Below are 14989 nucleotides of genomic sequence, written 5' to 3' on the forward strand. Positions count from 1 at the left end.
CGAGCAGCAGCCCGGGCGTCCAGATGCGCATCTCAGGGTGCGACGACCTGCCACAGCGCCGCCAGCCCGAACCCCATCACCAGCAGGCCCGCCGTACGCCGCAGCCAGACCGCCGCCAGGTAACGCGACGCCAGGCCGGCGAGCAGCCCGATGCCCAGCAGATTCGGCAGCGTGCCGAGGCCGAACGCCAGCATCAGCAGCGCCCCTTGGACCGGCGAGCCGGTGCCGAGCGCGAGGATCAGCACGCTGTAGACGAGCCCGCACGGCAGCCAGGCCCAGACCAGCCCCACCGCCACCGCCTGCGTCCAGCTCCGGATCGGCAGCAGCCGGCGGCCGATGGGCTCGATGCGCCGCCAGAGCCCGGCACCGGCCCGCTCGATGACCGCAAGCCCCCGCCACCAGCCGCCGAGATACAGTCCGAGCGCAATCATCACGCACGCGGCGAGGGCGTAGAGCGCACGCTGCCCCCAGTACAGGAGACCGGCCTGCGCCAGCACCGCCCCGATGCCGCCCGAGATCGCACCGGCGAGGGCGTAGCCCGCCACCCGGCCCAGGTTGTAGCCGAACTGCAGCGGGAGCAGCCCGGCGAGGTCGCCGCGGCGCTCCGGCGCGATACCCAGCGTGAGCATGGACACCACGCCGCCGCACATGCCGACGCAATGCACGCCACCGAGCAGCCCGACGACGAAGGCCGTGGCAAGGGAGGTCAGCAGCACGTCAGGCCCCGTCTCGCGTTAGCATGCTGGCGATGGCCTGGGGTGCAGCGCCGCAGGCGCCGTCTCAGTCCGCGACATCGGGCCGCAAGCCGCTGAGCGGGCCGGCGGGAGCACCAGTACAGCGCAGCCCACCAGCCACCCCTGCGCCACGCACTCCTGCACCGCTCACCCCAATACCGCTCACTCCAACACCACTCACCAGAGAACCTCCGGGACCCACCAGCATGCAAGACTATCAACGGGACTTCCTGCGCTTCGCCGTCGACGTCGGCGTGCTGCGGTTTGGGGATTTCACCCTCAAATCCGGCCGGCACAGCCCCTATTTCTTCAACGCGGGGGCATTCAGCACCGGTGCCCGCCTCGCCCGGCTCGGGGGCTATTATGCCGCAGCGCTTACGCACTCGAAGCTCCCGGTGGACATGCTATTCGGCCCCGCTTACAAGGGTATTCCGCTGGCCGCCTGCACCGCCATCGCACTCGCCGAGCACCACGGCCGGGACTTGCCCTTCGCGTTCAACCGCAAAGAGGCCAAGACTCACGGCGAGGGTGGCAGCATCGTCGGCAGCCCCCTCGACGGACGGGTATTCATCGTGGACGATGTGATCACCGCCGGCACCTCGGTACGCGAATCCGTAGCGCTGATCCGCGCCGCCGGGGCCACACCTGCCGGGGTGCTCATCGCACTGGACCGCTGTGAGCGCGGCACCGGCGAGCAATCGGCCACGGCGGAGATTGCCGCGACCTTCGGCCTCGCCACCGTGAGCATCGTCACCCTGCACGACCTCGTAGACTACCTCGACGCGCATGCAGATCTTGCCGAATTTCATCAGGCCCTCGACGACTACCGCCGGCGCTGGGGCACCGCCACCCCGGGCTGATCACGTCGCGCCCGGGCGGTCCGCAGGAAACATGCGCCGCATCCCAGTCCGCGAACGGCCCGTGTATTACAGTCCCATTATGTTTTGCAGCGCCGCTGACTGCGGGCGCCGCACGAGTCCACCATTCGCCATGCGCCACGTCGATCCCCCCCCGTCGTCGGAGAAGTCGCCGCACCGCAGTGGGCGCGCCCCCGGCCCTGCTGCTGTGATGTCGTGCTGCCTGCTGCTGGCCTGCCTGCTGCTCGGCGCCGCCGCGGAGACGGCGGCCCAGGCGCTCTATCGCTGGGTGGATGACCAGGGCAACATCCAATACTCGGATGTGATTCCCCCCACGGAAGTGGAGAAGGGCCACACGCAGCTCTCGCCTCAGGGCCTGCGGGTGCGCACGGTGCCACCGGCCAAGACGCCCGAAGAGATCCAGCGCGAGCGCGAGCTCGAGCGCCTGCGCGCCCAGCAGCAGCGTATGCTGGAGCAGCAGCGCGCCGATGATCGCGTGCTGCTGAACACCTTCCAGAGCGTCGACGACCTGATCATGACCCGGGACGGGAACCTGTCGGACATCGACACCATGATCCAGTTCAAGAAGGGCAATATCCGCCGCCAGCAGGATTGGCTCATGCAGCTGCGCGCGGAAGCGGCAGACCTGGAGCGCAAGGGCGAGGCAGTACCACCGCAGCTCAAAGAGCGCATCGACGGCACCGAGCGCTCCATCGAGGAGGCGCTGGCGGCCATCGTCGAGCGCGAGCAGCAGAAGCAGGAGATCCGCCGCAAGTTCGACCGCGACCTCAAGCGGCTGCGCCAGCTCAAGAATCTGCCCGCCACCCCGACGCCCAGAGAAGCCGTTGCGACACGCCCGCCGGTGCTCAAGAACCTGGTCGAATGCAGCGACCAGATGAGCTGCGAGCAGCTCTGGCAGCGCGCACTGTCCTATGTGAGACGCCACGCCACCATGCCCATCGAATCGCTCGGCAAGGACGTGGCCATGACCGAGGCGCCGAAGGACCGCAACGATATCGCCCTCACCGTGTCGCGCATCTGGCGCGAGGACGGTCGCAGTGCGTCGATCTTCCTGGACGTACAGTGCCGCAGCTACTCCCCGGGCCAGGAGGAAAGCTGCCGCACGGACGCCCGCGCCGCCGTGCTCGACGGCTTCCGCAGTGCCCTGGAGCGTGGGGAGGACGCCCGCAGCAGCGACGACACCGCCGCCGTGCGCGTGCAGCCCAGGGCGCCTGCGTCCCTCAGCGGGGGCTGATCTTGGTGCCGACGCCCTCGTCGGTGAAGAGGTCGAGCAGCACCGCGTGCTCCACCCGCCCATCCAGGATGTGGGCGGCACGCACCCCGGCCTTCACGGCCTCCACGGCGCAGCCCACTTTAGGCAACATGCCGCCCGCGATGATGCCCGCGCGGATCAGGCCCTCCACCCGCGCCAGCTCCAGCTCCCGGATCAGCTCGCCATCGGCATCCAGCAGGCCGGCGGTGTTGGTGAGAAGAATGAGCTTTTCGGCGCGCAGCACCTCCGCCACCTTGCCGGCCACCAGGTCCGCATTGATGTTGTAGGAGAAGCCGTCGGCACCCACCCCGATGGGGGCGATGACCGGGATGAAATTGCCTCCCACGAGCATGTTGACGACGCTCACGTCGATGCTCTCCACCTCGCCCACGTGACCCAGGTCGATGATCTCCGGCGCCGCGAGCTCCGGCGCGTCCCGGCGCAGCAGCATCTTGCGCGCCCGGATCAGGTCGCCGTCCTTACCGGTGAGACCCACGGCATTGCCGCCGTGGCGGTTGATCAGGTTGACGATCTCTTTGTTGACCAGTCCGCCCAGGACCATCTCCACCACGTCCATGGTCTCACTGTCGGTGACGCGCATGCCGTCCACGAACTCGCTGGCCTTGCCGAGCCGCTCCAGCAGCTCGCCGATCTGCGGACCGCCGCCATGCACGATCACCGGATTCAGGCCCACCAGCTTCATCAGCACCACGTCGCGGGCAAAGCCCTCCTTCAGGCGCTGCTCCACCATGGCGTTGCCGCCGTACTTGATGACCATGGTCTTGCCGGCGAAGCGGCGAATGTAGGGCAGCGCCTCGATGAGGACGCGGGCGATGTTGCGGGCACGGTCTTCCGGCAGTGACATGACGGGGTTTCCTTGGGGCGGGCGGCGCGTGTGGGCGCCTCAGAACGGGATGTCGAGATTCGGCGCCACCAGGTCCATCATGCGCCGGAACAGGTCCTGGATCTTCTCCAGCGCCGTCTGGTCGTCCGCCTCGAAACGGAACACCAGCCCCGGCTGGGTGTTGGAGGCCCGGATCAGGCCCCAGCCCTGGTCGAACTCGGCCCGCAGACCGTCGGTGGTGTTGACCTCCACCCCGTCCAGGCGGTCCGCCATGGCGAGCACCGACTGCATGATGCCCGCATCCTCGCCGGCCGCCAGCGGCACGAACAGCTCCGGTGTGCCGATGCCGACGGGGAAGTCCGCGAAGACCTCTGTGCTGGGACGCGGGTCCAGAGCCAGGACCTCCAGCAGCCGCGCGCCGGCGTAGAAGGCGTCGTCGAAGCCGTTCCAGCGCTCGGCGAGCACGATGTGCCCGGAGAGCTCGCCGCCGAGGGGGGCGCCGAGCTCGCGCACCTTCTGCTTGATGAAGCTGTGCCCGGACTTCCACATCACCGGGCGGCCACCGTGGCGCAGCACGGCCGAGCCGAGGTGATGGCTGCACTTGACGTCGTAGACGATGTCGCTCCCCGGCGCGCGTGCCAGGATATCCGCCGCGAGCAGCATCAGCATGCGATCAGCGGCGATGAACTTGCCGGCGGAGTCGACAATGCCGAGCCGGTCACCGTCGGCATCGAAGGCGAGCCCGAGATCCGCGCCGGCACCGATCACCGCATCGCCCAGGGCATAGAGATTCTTCGGCTGCGACGGGTCGGGCATGTGGGCATCTGCCTGCGCCGGGTCCAGGTCGCAGTCGAGCTCGGTGACCTCGCACTCCAGCGCCCGGAACAGGGCGGGCGCCAGGCGGCTGGCCGTCGCGAAGCCGCAGTCGACGACGATCTTCATGGGCCGCGCCAGGGTAATGTCGTCGCAGAGCTCACGGATGTAGTCGTCTGTGGGGTCGAGCTCGGTGCAGCGGCCCTCGCCGCGCTCGAAGTCGCCGCGTGCGATGCGCTCGCGCAGGCCCTGAATCTGCTCCTCGTTCGCGGCACGGCCGCCGAGGACGACCTTGAGGCCGTTGTAATCCGCGGGGTTGTGGCTCGCGGTGACCACCGCCGCGCTCGCGGCGCCGCGCTGGAAGGTGACGTAGTAGGCGAGCGGCGTGGGCGCGACGCCGAGATCCACCACATCGCAGCCGCTCTCGCACAGCCCGGTGATGAGTGCCTGCGTCAGCTCCGGGCCGGAGGGCCGTTGATCGCGCGCGACGATGCAGCTGCGCTGGCCCTGTGCCGCCGCCTCGCTGCCCACGGCGCGGCCGAGCAGGCGCATCACCCGCGCATCGATCTCGGTACCCAGGAGGCCGCGAATGTCGTACGCACGAAAGATGTGGTCCGGCACCGTCGTCTGGGACTCGCCGCTCGTGGCGGGCACCTCGGCGGCGGAGGCGGCGGGCGGCGAAGCGGGGTCCTGTGCCGGGTCCGACGGCGGCGTGTCGAGCTCCATGTCGAAGCCCGCCTCCAGGTCGAGTGGCGCATCGTCGTCCGGGGCCGCCGCAGCCAGGGCCGCGAGCTGCTCTGCGGACTTGGGCGACACCGCACGTCCCGGCCCCAGCTCGCGCAGGCGTCTGCGCACCGTATCCGTGGCGGCCACCAGCTCGCGGATGCGCCCCCGGGTATTGCGCAGGGGGCGTTGGGCGGCGGCGTCCTCCACCAGCGCCACCATGCTCGCGAGGTCCGCCCCGACGCCGCGGCGCAGGTAGCGGTAGGGCAGGCCCAGGGCGGCGGCGAGCAGCCCCAGCGCCAGCACATAGAGCCCTGCCAACAGCGGGAGGAGTCCGCCACCGACGAGCCCGGGCATCTCGGCCCAGGCGTCGAGCAACAGCCGCGTGTCCGCGATGGGCAAGGCAACCGACGGGGCGCCCGGGGGCGTGTTGCCCGCGTCCCGCGGCTTGACGGCCACCAGGCTGTCACCGACACGCTGACGGAACACGAAGTGGGTATGCGCATCCGCTTCCGCCGCGGTATGCGGCAGCAGCGAGAGCGGCAGCATGATGTGCACGATGCCCAGCAATTCGCCGCCGTCGGCGTCCGTCACCGGGCCGGCCATGGCGAGATGCTCATCGTCGCGCCGCACCCGATGCGCCTCCAACGGAGAAATGGCGACCTGCTCCTTGACCTGCTGCACCATGTCGAGCCCGGCAAAGCTGAGCCGCTGCGATGCCGCCCCGCCGGCCGAGGTGTCCGCGCTGCGAAAGACCAGCACGTCCAGCGCCCCCGGCACGAGCAGCGCCAGCTCCGCTTCCTTGTCGCGCAGGATATCCGGGCGTCCATCCAGCAGCGCCGCGCGCAGGCCCGGGTCCTCGCGCCAGCGCTTCAGCTGTCCGCGCACGGCCGCGGTGCGGTTGCTCATCTCCTGCGCCAGGGTGGCGGAGTAGGCACGCAGGTGGCGCTCCATCATGCGCGACTCGTTCGCGCCGAAGATCACAGCGGCGCCGAGCAGCGCGAGCAGCAGCACGAGGCCCGCCGCGAGATAGGCGATCCAGCAATAGGTGCCGAGGCCGAAGCCGTCGACACTGTCCGGCACGGCAAGCCCTTCGGCCTCCGCGCTCTTGCCCAGGCGCGCAGGCATCTCAGCGACTCCGGTGATGGCGGGGATGCCGCCGACGCTGCGGCGACGACAGCCGGCGACTGCCGATGGCTGGGGCACGGCTCGCTGGGGCACGGCTCGCTGGGGCACGGCCGGCTGGGGCAGGACTCACCGGGGCAGGGCGGAGGTGCATGGCTCAGAGCCGCCCGCTGTGGCCGAAGCCGCCGGTGCCGCGGGCGCTGGCAGGGAACTCGTCCACCAGCTCCAGGTCCGCGTGCACAACCGGCACCAGCACCAGTTGGGCGATGCGCTCACCCACCTCGATGCGGAAGGGCGCATGCCCGCGATTCCAGCAGGACACCAGCAGCTCGCCCTGATAGTCGGCATCGATGAGGCCCACCAGATTGCCGAGCACGATGCCGTGGCGATGCCCGAGGCCCGAGCGCGGCAGCACCATGGCCGCAAGCCCGGGCTCGGCAATGTGCACGGCCATGCCGGTGGGCAGCAGCTCGGCAGCCCCAGGCGCCAGGTCCAGCGGGGCCTCGGGCAGCGCGCGCAGATCCATGCCGGCCGCGCCCTCGGTGGCGTAGGCCGGCAGCGGGAAGTCCCGCCCGAGCCGGGGGTCCAGCACCTTAACCTGAAGCCGATGCCGCATAGCGTTCCGCAATGAGTTGCGTCAGCGCCGTCGCCAGCGCGGGCTTCGGCATCATGGGGAGGGTGCGGCGCCCGCCGGGCCAGAGCACCAGCAGCGCGTTGTCGTCGGCCTCGAAGCCGCCGGCCGCGGCGCCGACCTCGTTGGCGGCGATCATGTCCAGCCCTTTGCGCCCGAGCTTGTCGCGGGCCGCGGCCTCCAGACCCTCGGTCTCGGCCGCGAAGCCCACGGTGAAGGGCTTGTCGGGACGGGCCGCGACCTCGGCCAGGATATCGGGGTTGCGCACGAGCTGGATGGTCAGGGTGTCGGCGTGCTTCTTGAGCTTGCCCGGCAGGGACTGCGCGGGGCGATAGTCGGCCACGGCGGCGGCGGCGATGAACAGGGCGCAGTCGGCCACACGCGCCATCACCGCGTCATGCATCTCGGCCGCGGATTCCACCACCACGCGCTGCACGCCCGTCGGGCATGGCAGCTGCGCGGGCCCTGAGACGAGTGTCACCCGCGCACCGGCGCCCGCCAGCGCCGCCGCCAATGCATAGCCCATTTTGCCCGAGCTGCGGTTGCCGACATAGCGCACTGCGTCGATGGCCTCACGCGTTGGGCCCGCCGTCAGCAGCACCGGCACCCCCGCGAGCGCGCCAGCCGCCGCCGGTGGCGGCGCGAGCAAGGCGGCGGCGATCGCAGCCGGCTCCAGCATCCGTCCCGGCCCCTGCTCCCCGCAGGCCTGCTCGCCGCTGGCGGGCCCGAGCAGGCGGCAGCCGCGTTCGGTCAGCATTGCAATGTTGGCCATGGTGGCGGGATGCTGCCACATCTGCTGATTCATGGCTGGGGCTATGGTCACAGGTGCAGAGGTCGCCAGCACGAGCGTGGTGAGGAGGTCATCCGCAAGCCCGTGCGCCAGGCGCGCGATCAGGTGCGCCGTGGCCGGTGCCAGGACAACCTGATCCGCCCAGCGCGCGAGGGCGATGTGGTCCATGCCGGCCTCGGCCTCCGGCGCCAGCAGTGCCGTGCGCACCGGCCGCCCGGAGACGGACTGCAGCGACAGGGGCGTCACGAAGGCGGCTGCCGCCGCGGTCATGACCACCTGCACGCAGGCGCCGCGCTCCACCAGGCGCCGCACCAGCTCCGGGGTCTTGTACGCAGCGATGCCGCCGCTCACCCCAAGCAGAATCTTCTGCATCCCGTCGTCGGACACGGTACTCGCGGCGTTGACTGCATGACTCACAGCGGGGAATACGCCGGATTGTAGCGCAGTCGCCATGGTGCCTGGGCCGCGTTGTCCCGCACCACACTTGGCCGGGTGCCCCAGAGCGGTCCGGCATGCCCTGAGCATCCACACTTGGTCGGTCGTGTACGCTCAGGTAAGCTTCTCCCGGGCAGCGTATTCAGGGAGCTCCGCACATGTCCATCAGCGACTGGCCTGAGCAGGACCGCCCCCGCGAGAAGCTCATTCAGCGCGGCGCGGGGGCGTTGAGCGATGCCGAGCTGCTGGCGATCTTCCTGCGCACCGGTGTACCGGGGCGCAGCGCCGTGGATCTGGCCCGGGATCTGCTTGCCGATTTCGGCGGGCTTGTCGGCCTACTGTCCGCGAGCCAGGCCCAGTTCTGCGCCGGCAAGGGGCTCGGCGTGGCCAAATACGTCCAGCTCCGGGCGGTGCTGGAGCTGAGCCGGCGCTACCTGCGCGCGGAGATCGAAAAGCGGGATGTGCTCACCAGCCCGGAGGCTGTGCGCAACTACCTGAAAAGCCGCCTGCGCGTGCTCCCGCACGAGGTCTTCGCCTGCCTCTTCCTCGACAATCGGCACCGGATCATCGAGTACCGCGAGCTCTTCCGCGGCACCATCGACGGCGCCAGCGTGCACCCGCGGGAGGTGGTACGCGAGGCCATGCGCTGGAACGCCGCGGCGGTGATCTTCGCCCACAACCACCCCTCCGGCGTTGCCGAGCCGAGCCAGGCGGACCTGCGCATCACCGAGCGCCTGCGGGACGCCCTCGCCCTGGTGGATGTCCGGGTGCTGGATCACATCGTCATCGGTGAAGGCGGCGGCACCTCCTTCGCCGAGCGCGGGCTGCTCTGACGGCGGGCCCTGTCGGCGCCGCCGGCGAGTCTCAACGCTTGAACCTGCCCCCGCGAGCAGGTATTCTGGCGTGCTTAGCAATTTCCAGTGATCCCGCGCAATCCGACTCGGCACGTCAGCCGCTCTCCCTTGCGGTACGGCCGATGCCGGAGCCCCCTGCAAGAGCAGCGGGCGCCACACCGCCGCGGGTGATGACACACAGGAGCCTGGGCCATGTCCAAAGTCTGCCAGGTGACCGGCAAGCGCCCGGTGACCGGAAACAACGTCTCGCACGCGCACAACAAGACGCGGCGGCGCTTTCTGCCGAACCTGCACTACCATCGCTTCTGGGTCGAGAGCGAAAAGCGCTGGGTGCGGCTGCGCGTCTCCACCAAAGGACTGCGCATCATCGACAAGCTCGGCATCGACGCGGTGCTGGGTGACCTGCGTGCCCGCGGCCAAAAGGTCTGACGCCAACAGGTCTGAACGGGGACAGCCCTAAGCCCCACGCGCCAAAGCCCCACGCTGTCGCCCCCACCCCTACCGTCGCCACCACGCCGCACTACGAGGTACCACGCCCATGGCCAAGGCAGCTCGCGAAAAGATCCGCCTCAACTCGAGCGCGGGAACCGGTCACTTCTACACCACCACCAAGAACAAACGGAACCAGCCCGGCAAGATGGAGATCAAAAAGTTCGATCCCGTCGCCCGTAAGCACGTCATGTACAAGGAAGGCAAGATCAAGTAAGACGTCGCAGCCCACCGGCCGCGCAGCAAAAAGCCCGCAGACGCGGGCTTTTTCTTGCGCGGGTGCCTGGATGCGCCGGCAGCCGCGGCGCCAGCGCTGTCAGTGCGCGCCGGCGAGCGCGAGGCCGCGCAGCTGGCGGGAGAAGCGCTCCAGGGCCTGGATGCCCGTGGCCTCGGCCTGGTGGCACCAATCCTGAAGTTGGGCCAACAGGGCCTCCTGGGTCGGGGCGTTGCGCTCCCAGATCTGCTGCAGCCGCTCGCGGAACTGGTACACCACCGCAAGCTCGCGGCTCTGTGCCAGCAACTGCTCCAGGTTGCGCCGGCCGCTCTCATCGAGCTGACTCCAGGTGCGTGCCAGCATGCGCGCGGCGCGGCGGGGGGAGATGCCGCACTGCGGCTGCTCGGAGGCCAGGGCCTCGCGCGTCACCGGCTTCAGCACATCCAGGCTGAAGCGCCGGACCACGTGCATGCGCGCCACCAGCACCGCCCGCAGCGTGTCAAGGTCGATGGTGCGCTTCCCCTCGATGAACCGCGGCGACGGCGCCAGGCGCTTCACACGTGCAAGGCGCAGCCATGTGAGCAGACGGATGTAGAGCCACCCCAGATCGAGCTCCCAGCGGCGCATGGACAGACGCGCCGAGGACGGAAAGGCATGGTGATTGTTGTGCAGCTCCTCGCCGCCGATGAGGATGCCCCAGGGCGCGATGTTGGTGGCCGCATCCGGTGTCTCGAAGTTGCGATACCCCCAGAAGTGCCCGACACCGTTGATGACACCGGCGGCCAGCAGCGGAATCCAGAGCATCTGCACGGCCCAGACCGTAAGCCCGAAGGCGCCGAACAACAGCAGGTCGAGCACCAGCATGACACCGACGCCGTACCAGCTGAAGCGGCTGTAGAGGTTGCGCTCGATCCAGTCGTCCGGGGTGCCGTGGCCGTAGCGGGCCAAGTCGTCGGCATTCTTGCCGGCTGCCATGTAGAGCTCGGCGCCGCGCCACAGCACGGTGCGCAGACCCAGAACCTGCGGGCTGTGCGGGTCCTGCTCGGTTTCGCAGTGGGCGTGGTGCTTGCGGTGCACCGCCACCCATTGGCGGGTCACCATGCCCGTGGTGAGCCAGAGCCAGAAACGCAAGACATGAGCGATGGCGGGATGCAGGTGCAGCGCCCGGTGCGCCTGGGCGCGGTGCAGGTAGAGCGTCACGGCGATGATGGTCAGGTGCGTCATCGCGAGTGTCGCAAGCACGATCTGCCAAGGGGAAAACTCCAGTAGACCCTGGTACGTCATCAAGCAAAATCCTCGGGCGTGTCCGCGGTGAGCCCCGGTTGTCGTCGTTGTTATCCGGGAGGAGCGTGGGGACTGCACTATAGCCAAGGCCGCTCCGCGACACCAGCGGTGCGGCGGCCCGTCAGCGTCGGTGCAGCAACAGATTGCCGTAGGCGTCGCGCTCCGCCTGCCAGCCGGGCGCAAGCCAGGTGGTGGCCACAGCGTCCAGGATCACCGCCGGACCCTCGACCCGCGCACCGACGGCGAGCCCCTCGCGCCGGTGCAGGGGCACCGGCACCTCGAAGCCGGGCAGGCTCGCCGCGGCCGGCGCGGCGGCGGGCGCCGCCCGCGCTGGCGTGATGGTGGGCAGCGCCGGCGCCCGTGGCGGCGCCGTGAGCCGCACACGCAGATTCACCAGCTCCACCGGCAGGTCCAGTGTGTGGCCGTAGCGCCGGGCGTGCAGGTCCTGGAAGTCCGCAGCCGTCGTCGCCACCCCGCGCCAGGGCAGATTCAGCGTGTACGACTGGCCGCGATAGCGCAGGTCCAGGCTGTCCGCGCGCGTGAGGCTGCCAGGGTCGATGCCGTCTGCCGCCAGTGCCCGCCGGCCCGTGTCGGCGAGCGCCGCCAGGGCCGCGGTGACCTCGGCATCCCCGCGGGCGTCAAGGGGCGCCAGCCAGGCGCGGGTCAGGAGCCGCCCAGGCGGCGCCGCGAGCATGCCGAGCGCCGAGAGCACTCCGGCGCGCTCCGGCACCAGCGCTCGCGTCATACCGAGCGACTCCGCCAGGGCACACACATGCAGGCCGCCGGCGCCGCCGAAACAGCAGAGCCAGCCGCCGGCTGGGTCGATGCCGCGCTGCACGGAGATGACACGCAGCGCCTGCGCCATGTGCTCGTTGACGAGGTCGATGATGCCGCGGGCAGCCCGCTCCGCAGCCTCCATTCCCCCGGAGTCTGTCGCGGCGGCATCCGCAAGACCGAGCTGCTGCGCGAGCCGCGCCAGCGCGCGGCGGGCGGCCCCCAGGTCCAGGGGCATGCGACCGCCGAGGAAGGCCTCCGCCCGCAGCCGCCCAAGCAGCAGATTGGCGTCGGTCACCGTGGGCTCCCGCCCGCCGCGCCCGTAGCAGACGGGTCCTGGGTCGGCGCCTGCGGACTCGGGGCCGACCTTCAGCGCGCCGCCCGCATCCACCCGGGCGATGGAGCCGCCGCCGGCGCCGATGGTGTGCATGTCCACCATGGGCACAGCAACGGGCAGGCCGCCGATGCGGCCCTCCAGCGTGAGCCGGGGGATGAATGGCTGCGCGCCTTCCACCAGCGCCACGTCCGTGGATGTGCCGCCCATGTCGAAGGTCAGCAGCTGCTCGACCCCCGCCGCGGCGGCCACGTGTGCCGCACCCGCGAGCCCACCGGCGGGCCCGGAGAGCAGCAGCCGCACGGCGGCGGCGCCGGCTGCGGCGGCGGCCACGGCTTCGCCGCTCGACTGCATCACAGACACCCGCGCGCCGGGCAGCCCGGCCCGCAGCCGCCCGAGATAGCCCGCCACCACGGGCCCGACCCGGGCATTGAGCCAGGTGGCAATGCCACGCTCGTACTCGCCCATGAGCGGCAGCACCGCCGATGACAGGGAGACGAAGCACCCGGGCGGCACCGCCGCGGCGATGGCGCGCTCGGCGCGGTCGTCCAGATAGGCAAACAGCAGGCTCACCGCAACGGACTCGGCACCGAGCCGCGTCAGCGCTGCCCGCAGCGCGTCGAGGTCCGCCTGCGTCAGGGGCTCCAGCAGCGCACCGTCCGCAGCGAGCCGCCCGCCCGTCTCCAGGCACAGCTCGGGCGGCACCGGCGGCGGTGCCGGCGGCGGCTGAAGATCATAGAGGGCGGTCCGCGCCTGGCGGCCGATGGCGAGCAGATCGCGAAAGCCCCGGTTGGTGACGAAGGCGGTACGCGCGCCCTTGCCCTCCAGCACCGCATTGGTGGCCACCGTGGAGCCGTGCACCACCGTGAGCCCGGCGGGGTCCAGGCCCAGCTCCGCGACGCCTTGCAGAATGGCCCGCTCCGGGGCCGCGGGTGTGGAGGGCACCTTGTGCACGTGCAGGGTGCCGTCCCGCCAGAGCACGAAGTCGGTGAAGGTGCCGCCTGTGTCGATGCCGAGCAGAGCCATGGGCGAGTCCCCGTCGTCTTGCGGACGGCCGGCGTCCGCCGTCGCCGACGAGGGTACACCGCCCGGGCGCCATGCCCAAAAGGTCGCCGCCCGGAGCGCGCAGTTGGCAGGCGCCGGCACCCGCGCTATCGTCGCCGCCATGGACGCATTACTGATGGTGCAGGCCCTGACCCGGCGCTTCGGGCGCACCCCAGCCGTCGCCGGTCTCGACTTCCGCCTGTGCGCCGGCGAGGTGGTCGGCCTGCTCGGCCCAAACGGCGCCGGCAAGACCACTTGTCTGCGCATCCTCGCGGGCCTGCTCGCACCGACGAGCGGGCGGGTGGTGATCGCCGGGCATGACATGCAGCATAGCCCGCAGCGGGCCAAGCGCCACATCGGCTACCTGCCGGAGCGCCCGCCGCTGTATCCGGAGATGCGGGTGGAGGAGTACCTCACCCAGGTCGCCCGGCTGCGCGGTATCCCCCCGGGCGCCGTCACCCGAGCCGTCGGCCGCGCCCTGCGCCGATGCGGGCTCGACGCCGCCCGCCGCCGGCTGCTGGGCCGGCTGTCCAAGGGCTATCGCCAGCGGGCGGGGCTCGCCGCCGCCCTGGTCCACGAGCCGGAGCTGGTGATCCTGGACGAGCCCACCGACGGCCTGGACCCGGTGCAGATGCGCGAGGTCCGCGGGCTCATCGCGGAGCTCGCCGAGCGCAGCGCGGTGCTGGTCTCCAGCCACGCGCTTGCCGAAGTGCAGGCCAGCTGCCGGCGCGTGCTGGTGCTGGACCGCGGCCGGCTGCTGCACGACGGTCCCCTGGATGCCCCACGGGCACTGCGGGTGCGCCTCGCCCGTCCACCTGCACCCGCCGCCCTCGCCGCGCTTACGTCCGTGGCCACGGCGACAGCCGAAGCGGGCGCGCCGGGCACATTCCGTGTCCAGCTCGGCGCGGATGCCGACGCCGAGCAGCTTGCCGCCGGCTTGGTGGCCGCGGGCTGGGGGCTGCTGGAGATGATGCCGGAGCGCACCGACGTGGAACGGCTCTTCTTTCGCAGCGTCGGCATGGAGGCGGCGGCATGATCGCCGCCATTGCCGCCCGCGACTGGCTCGCCGCCTTCCGCACGCCCCTGGGCTGGGTGCTGCTGGCGGCCACGCAGGCCATCCTGGGCTATGTGCTGCTGCGGGTGCTGGACCTGTTCACCGGGGCGGAGCCGCCGGTGCGCAGCGCCGGGCTCAACCTGGAGCTCACGCACAATCTCTTCGGCACTGCGGCGGCGCTGCTGCTGCTGGTGGTACCGCTGCTTGCCGCACGCAGCCTGGGCGGCGAGCTGCGCGACGGCACCTGGCCGCTCTTGGCCGGCGCGCCCATCTCGCTCGGGACCATCCTGCTCGGCAAATTCCTGGGGCTCGCGCTGCTGGTGCTGCCGCTGTGCCTGCTGCCGCTGGGGCTCGGGCTCACGCTCATCGGCGCGGCCCAGGTGGACCCGGGCATGCTGCTGGCGGCGGCCCTCGGGCTCTGGCTCACGGGGCTGCTCTTCGCCGCCGTGGGGCTCTTCGCCGCGACCCTCACCCGCCAGCCGGTGGCCGCCGCCGTTGCCGCCTATGGGCTCCTGGTACTGCTGTCCGTGGTGAACCGTACGGAGCTCCTGGGCGCCCCACAGCTCGGTGTGCTGGACTGGCTCGCCTGGAGCCAGCACCTGTTCTGGTTCCTGGCCGGGGTGGTGCGCACGAGCGATCTGGTCTACTTCGTCGGGCTCATCGCGCTCTTCCTGGCCCTCGCCCACCGCCGGCTGGAGAATGCCGGGCTCGACTGAC

Annotated in this window: 14 protein-coding genes; 7 read left to right on the forward strand and 7 right to left on the reverse strand. The window is 70.9% G+C overall.

Translation table 11 applies throughout. The features are described from left to right. Positions 1 to 32 precede the first annotated feature (32 nt). The gene (locus QZ607_RS12200; RefSeq protein WP_295883000.1) at positions 33 to 713 is read right to left on the reverse strand and encodes a sulfite exporter TauE/SafE family protein; all 681 of its coding nucleotides are present in this window, start codon (positions 711 to 713) and stop codon (positions 33 to 35) included. A gap of 227 nt (positions 714 to 940) precedes the next feature. Between QZ607_RS12200 and pyrE the strand changes: the two genes are divergently transcribed. Together pyrE and QZ607_RS12210 are read left to right on the forward strand one after the other, a co-directional pair. Beyond that, the gene (pyrE, locus tag QZ607_RS12205) at positions 941 to 1594 is read left to right on the forward strand and encodes an orotate phosphoribosyltransferase (RefSeq protein WP_295882927.1); all 654 of its coding nucleotides are present in this window, start codon (positions 941 to 943) and stop codon (positions 1592 to 1594) included. Positions 1595 to 1802: 208 nt separating this feature from the next. Beyond that, the gene (locus QZ607_RS12210; RefSeq protein WP_295882929.1) at positions 1803 to 2846 is read left to right on the forward strand and encodes a DUF4124 domain-containing protein; all 1044 of its coding nucleotides are present in this window, start codon (positions 1803 to 1805) and stop codon (positions 2844 to 2846) included. Here QZ607_RS12210 and argB read toward each other — a convergent pair. The 4 genes from argB to coaBC all read right to left on the reverse strand — a co-directional run bounded on the left by argB (position 2833) and on the right by coaBC (position 8162). Next, positions 2833 to 3729 (reverse strand): acetylglutamate kinase, encoded by an 897-nt coding sequence (argB, locus tag QZ607_RS12215; protein ID WP_295882930.1) that lies wholly within the window; start codon positions 3727 to 3729, stop codon positions 2833 to 2835. The two genes, QZ607_RS12210 and argB, sit on opposite strands and share 14 nt — an antisense overlap. A gap of 39 nt (positions 3730 to 3768) precedes the next feature. Next, positions 3769 to 6372 carry a phosphomannomutase/phosphoglucomutase gene (locus QZ607_RS12220; protein ID WP_295882932.1) on the reverse strand — a complete coding sequence of 868 codons (2604 nt, stop codon included), beginning with the start codon at positions 6370 to 6372 and terminating at the stop codon, positions 3769 to 3771. Between the two features lie 154 nt (positions 6373 to 6526). Continuing rightward, positions 6527 to 6985: a dUTP diphosphatase gene (gene dut / locus QZ607_RS12225; protein ID WP_295882933.1), complete on the reverse strand. Its 459-nt coding sequence runs from the start codon at positions 6983 to 6985 to the stop codon at positions 6527 to 6529. After that, complete coding sequence (coaBC, locus tag QZ607_RS12230; RefSeq protein ID WP_295883001.1) at positions 6963 to 8162, reverse strand: bifunctional phosphopantothenoylcysteine decarboxylase/phosphopantothenate--cysteine ligase CoaBC; 1200 nt, start codon at positions 8160 to 8162, stop codon at positions 6963 to 6965. The genes dut and coaBC overlap by 23 nt, the downstream gene beginning before the upstream one ends. 221 nt (positions 8163 to 8383) lie before the next feature. Here coaBC and radC point away from each other — a divergent pair, with 221 nt between their 5' ends. The 3 genes from radC (at position 8384) to rpmG (ending at position 9785) form a co-directional block, all read left to right on the forward strand. Next, positions 8384 to 9058: a DNA repair protein RadC gene (gene radC, locus QZ607_RS12235; RefSeq protein ID WP_295882935.1), complete on the forward strand. Its 675-nt coding sequence runs from the start codon at positions 8384 to 8386 to the stop codon at positions 9056 to 9058. A gap of 213 nt (positions 9059 to 9271) precedes the next feature. Continuing rightward, on the forward strand, positions 9272 to 9508 hold the full coding sequence (gene rpmB / locus QZ607_RS12240) for a 50S ribosomal protein L28 (protein WP_295882936.1): 237 nt from the start codon (positions 9272 to 9274) through the stop codon (positions 9506 to 9508). 109 nt (positions 9509 to 9617) lie between these two features. Then, on the forward strand, positions 9618 to 9785 hold the full coding sequence (gene rpmG, locus QZ607_RS12245) for a 50S ribosomal protein L33 (protein WP_058555420.1): 168 nt from the start codon (positions 9618 to 9620) through the stop codon (positions 9783 to 9785). Positions 9786 to 9884: 99 nt separating this feature from the next. Here rpmG and QZ607_RS12250 read toward each other — a convergent pair whose 3' ends face one another. Next, positions 9885 to 11066 carry a fatty acid desaturase gene (locus QZ607_RS12250; RefSeq protein WP_295882937.1) on the reverse strand — a complete coding sequence of 394 codons (1182 nt, stop codon included), beginning with the start codon at positions 11064 to 11066 and terminating at the stop codon, positions 9885 to 9887. Positions 11067 to 11187: 121 nt separating this feature from the next. Beyond that, on the reverse strand, positions 11188 to 13200 hold the full coding sequence (locus tag QZ607_RS12255) for a hydantoinase/oxoprolinase family protein (RefSeq protein WP_295882938.1): 2013 nt from the start codon (positions 13198 to 13200) through the stop codon (positions 11188 to 11190). On the opposite strand from QZ607_RS12255, the gene QZ607_RS12260 reads away from it, so the two are divergent. Together QZ607_RS12260 and QZ607_RS12265 are read left to right on the forward strand one after the other, a co-directional pair. Beyond that, on the forward strand, positions 13199 to 14254 hold the full coding sequence (locus tag QZ607_RS12260; RefSeq protein ID WP_295882939.1) for an ABC transporter ATP-binding protein: 1056 nt from the start codon (positions 13199 to 13201) through the stop codon (positions 14252 to 14254). The genes QZ607_RS12255 and QZ607_RS12260 overlap by 2 nt on opposite strands. Then, the gene (locus QZ607_RS12265; RefSeq protein ID WP_295882940.1) at positions 14251 to 14988 is read left to right on the forward strand and encodes an ABC transporter permease subunit; all 738 of its coding nucleotides are present in this window, start codon (positions 14251 to 14253) and stop codon (positions 14986 to 14988) included. The genes QZ607_RS12260 and QZ607_RS12265 overlap by 4 nt, the downstream gene beginning before the upstream one ends. The last annotated feature ends 1 nt before the right edge of the window (position 14989 follow it).

Origin of the sequence: uncultured Thiohalocapsa sp. (assembly GCF_913063425.1) — a bacterium.
Taxonomy (GTDB): Bacteria; Pseudomonadota; Gammaproteobacteria; order Chromatiales; family Chromatiaceae; genus Thiohalocapsa.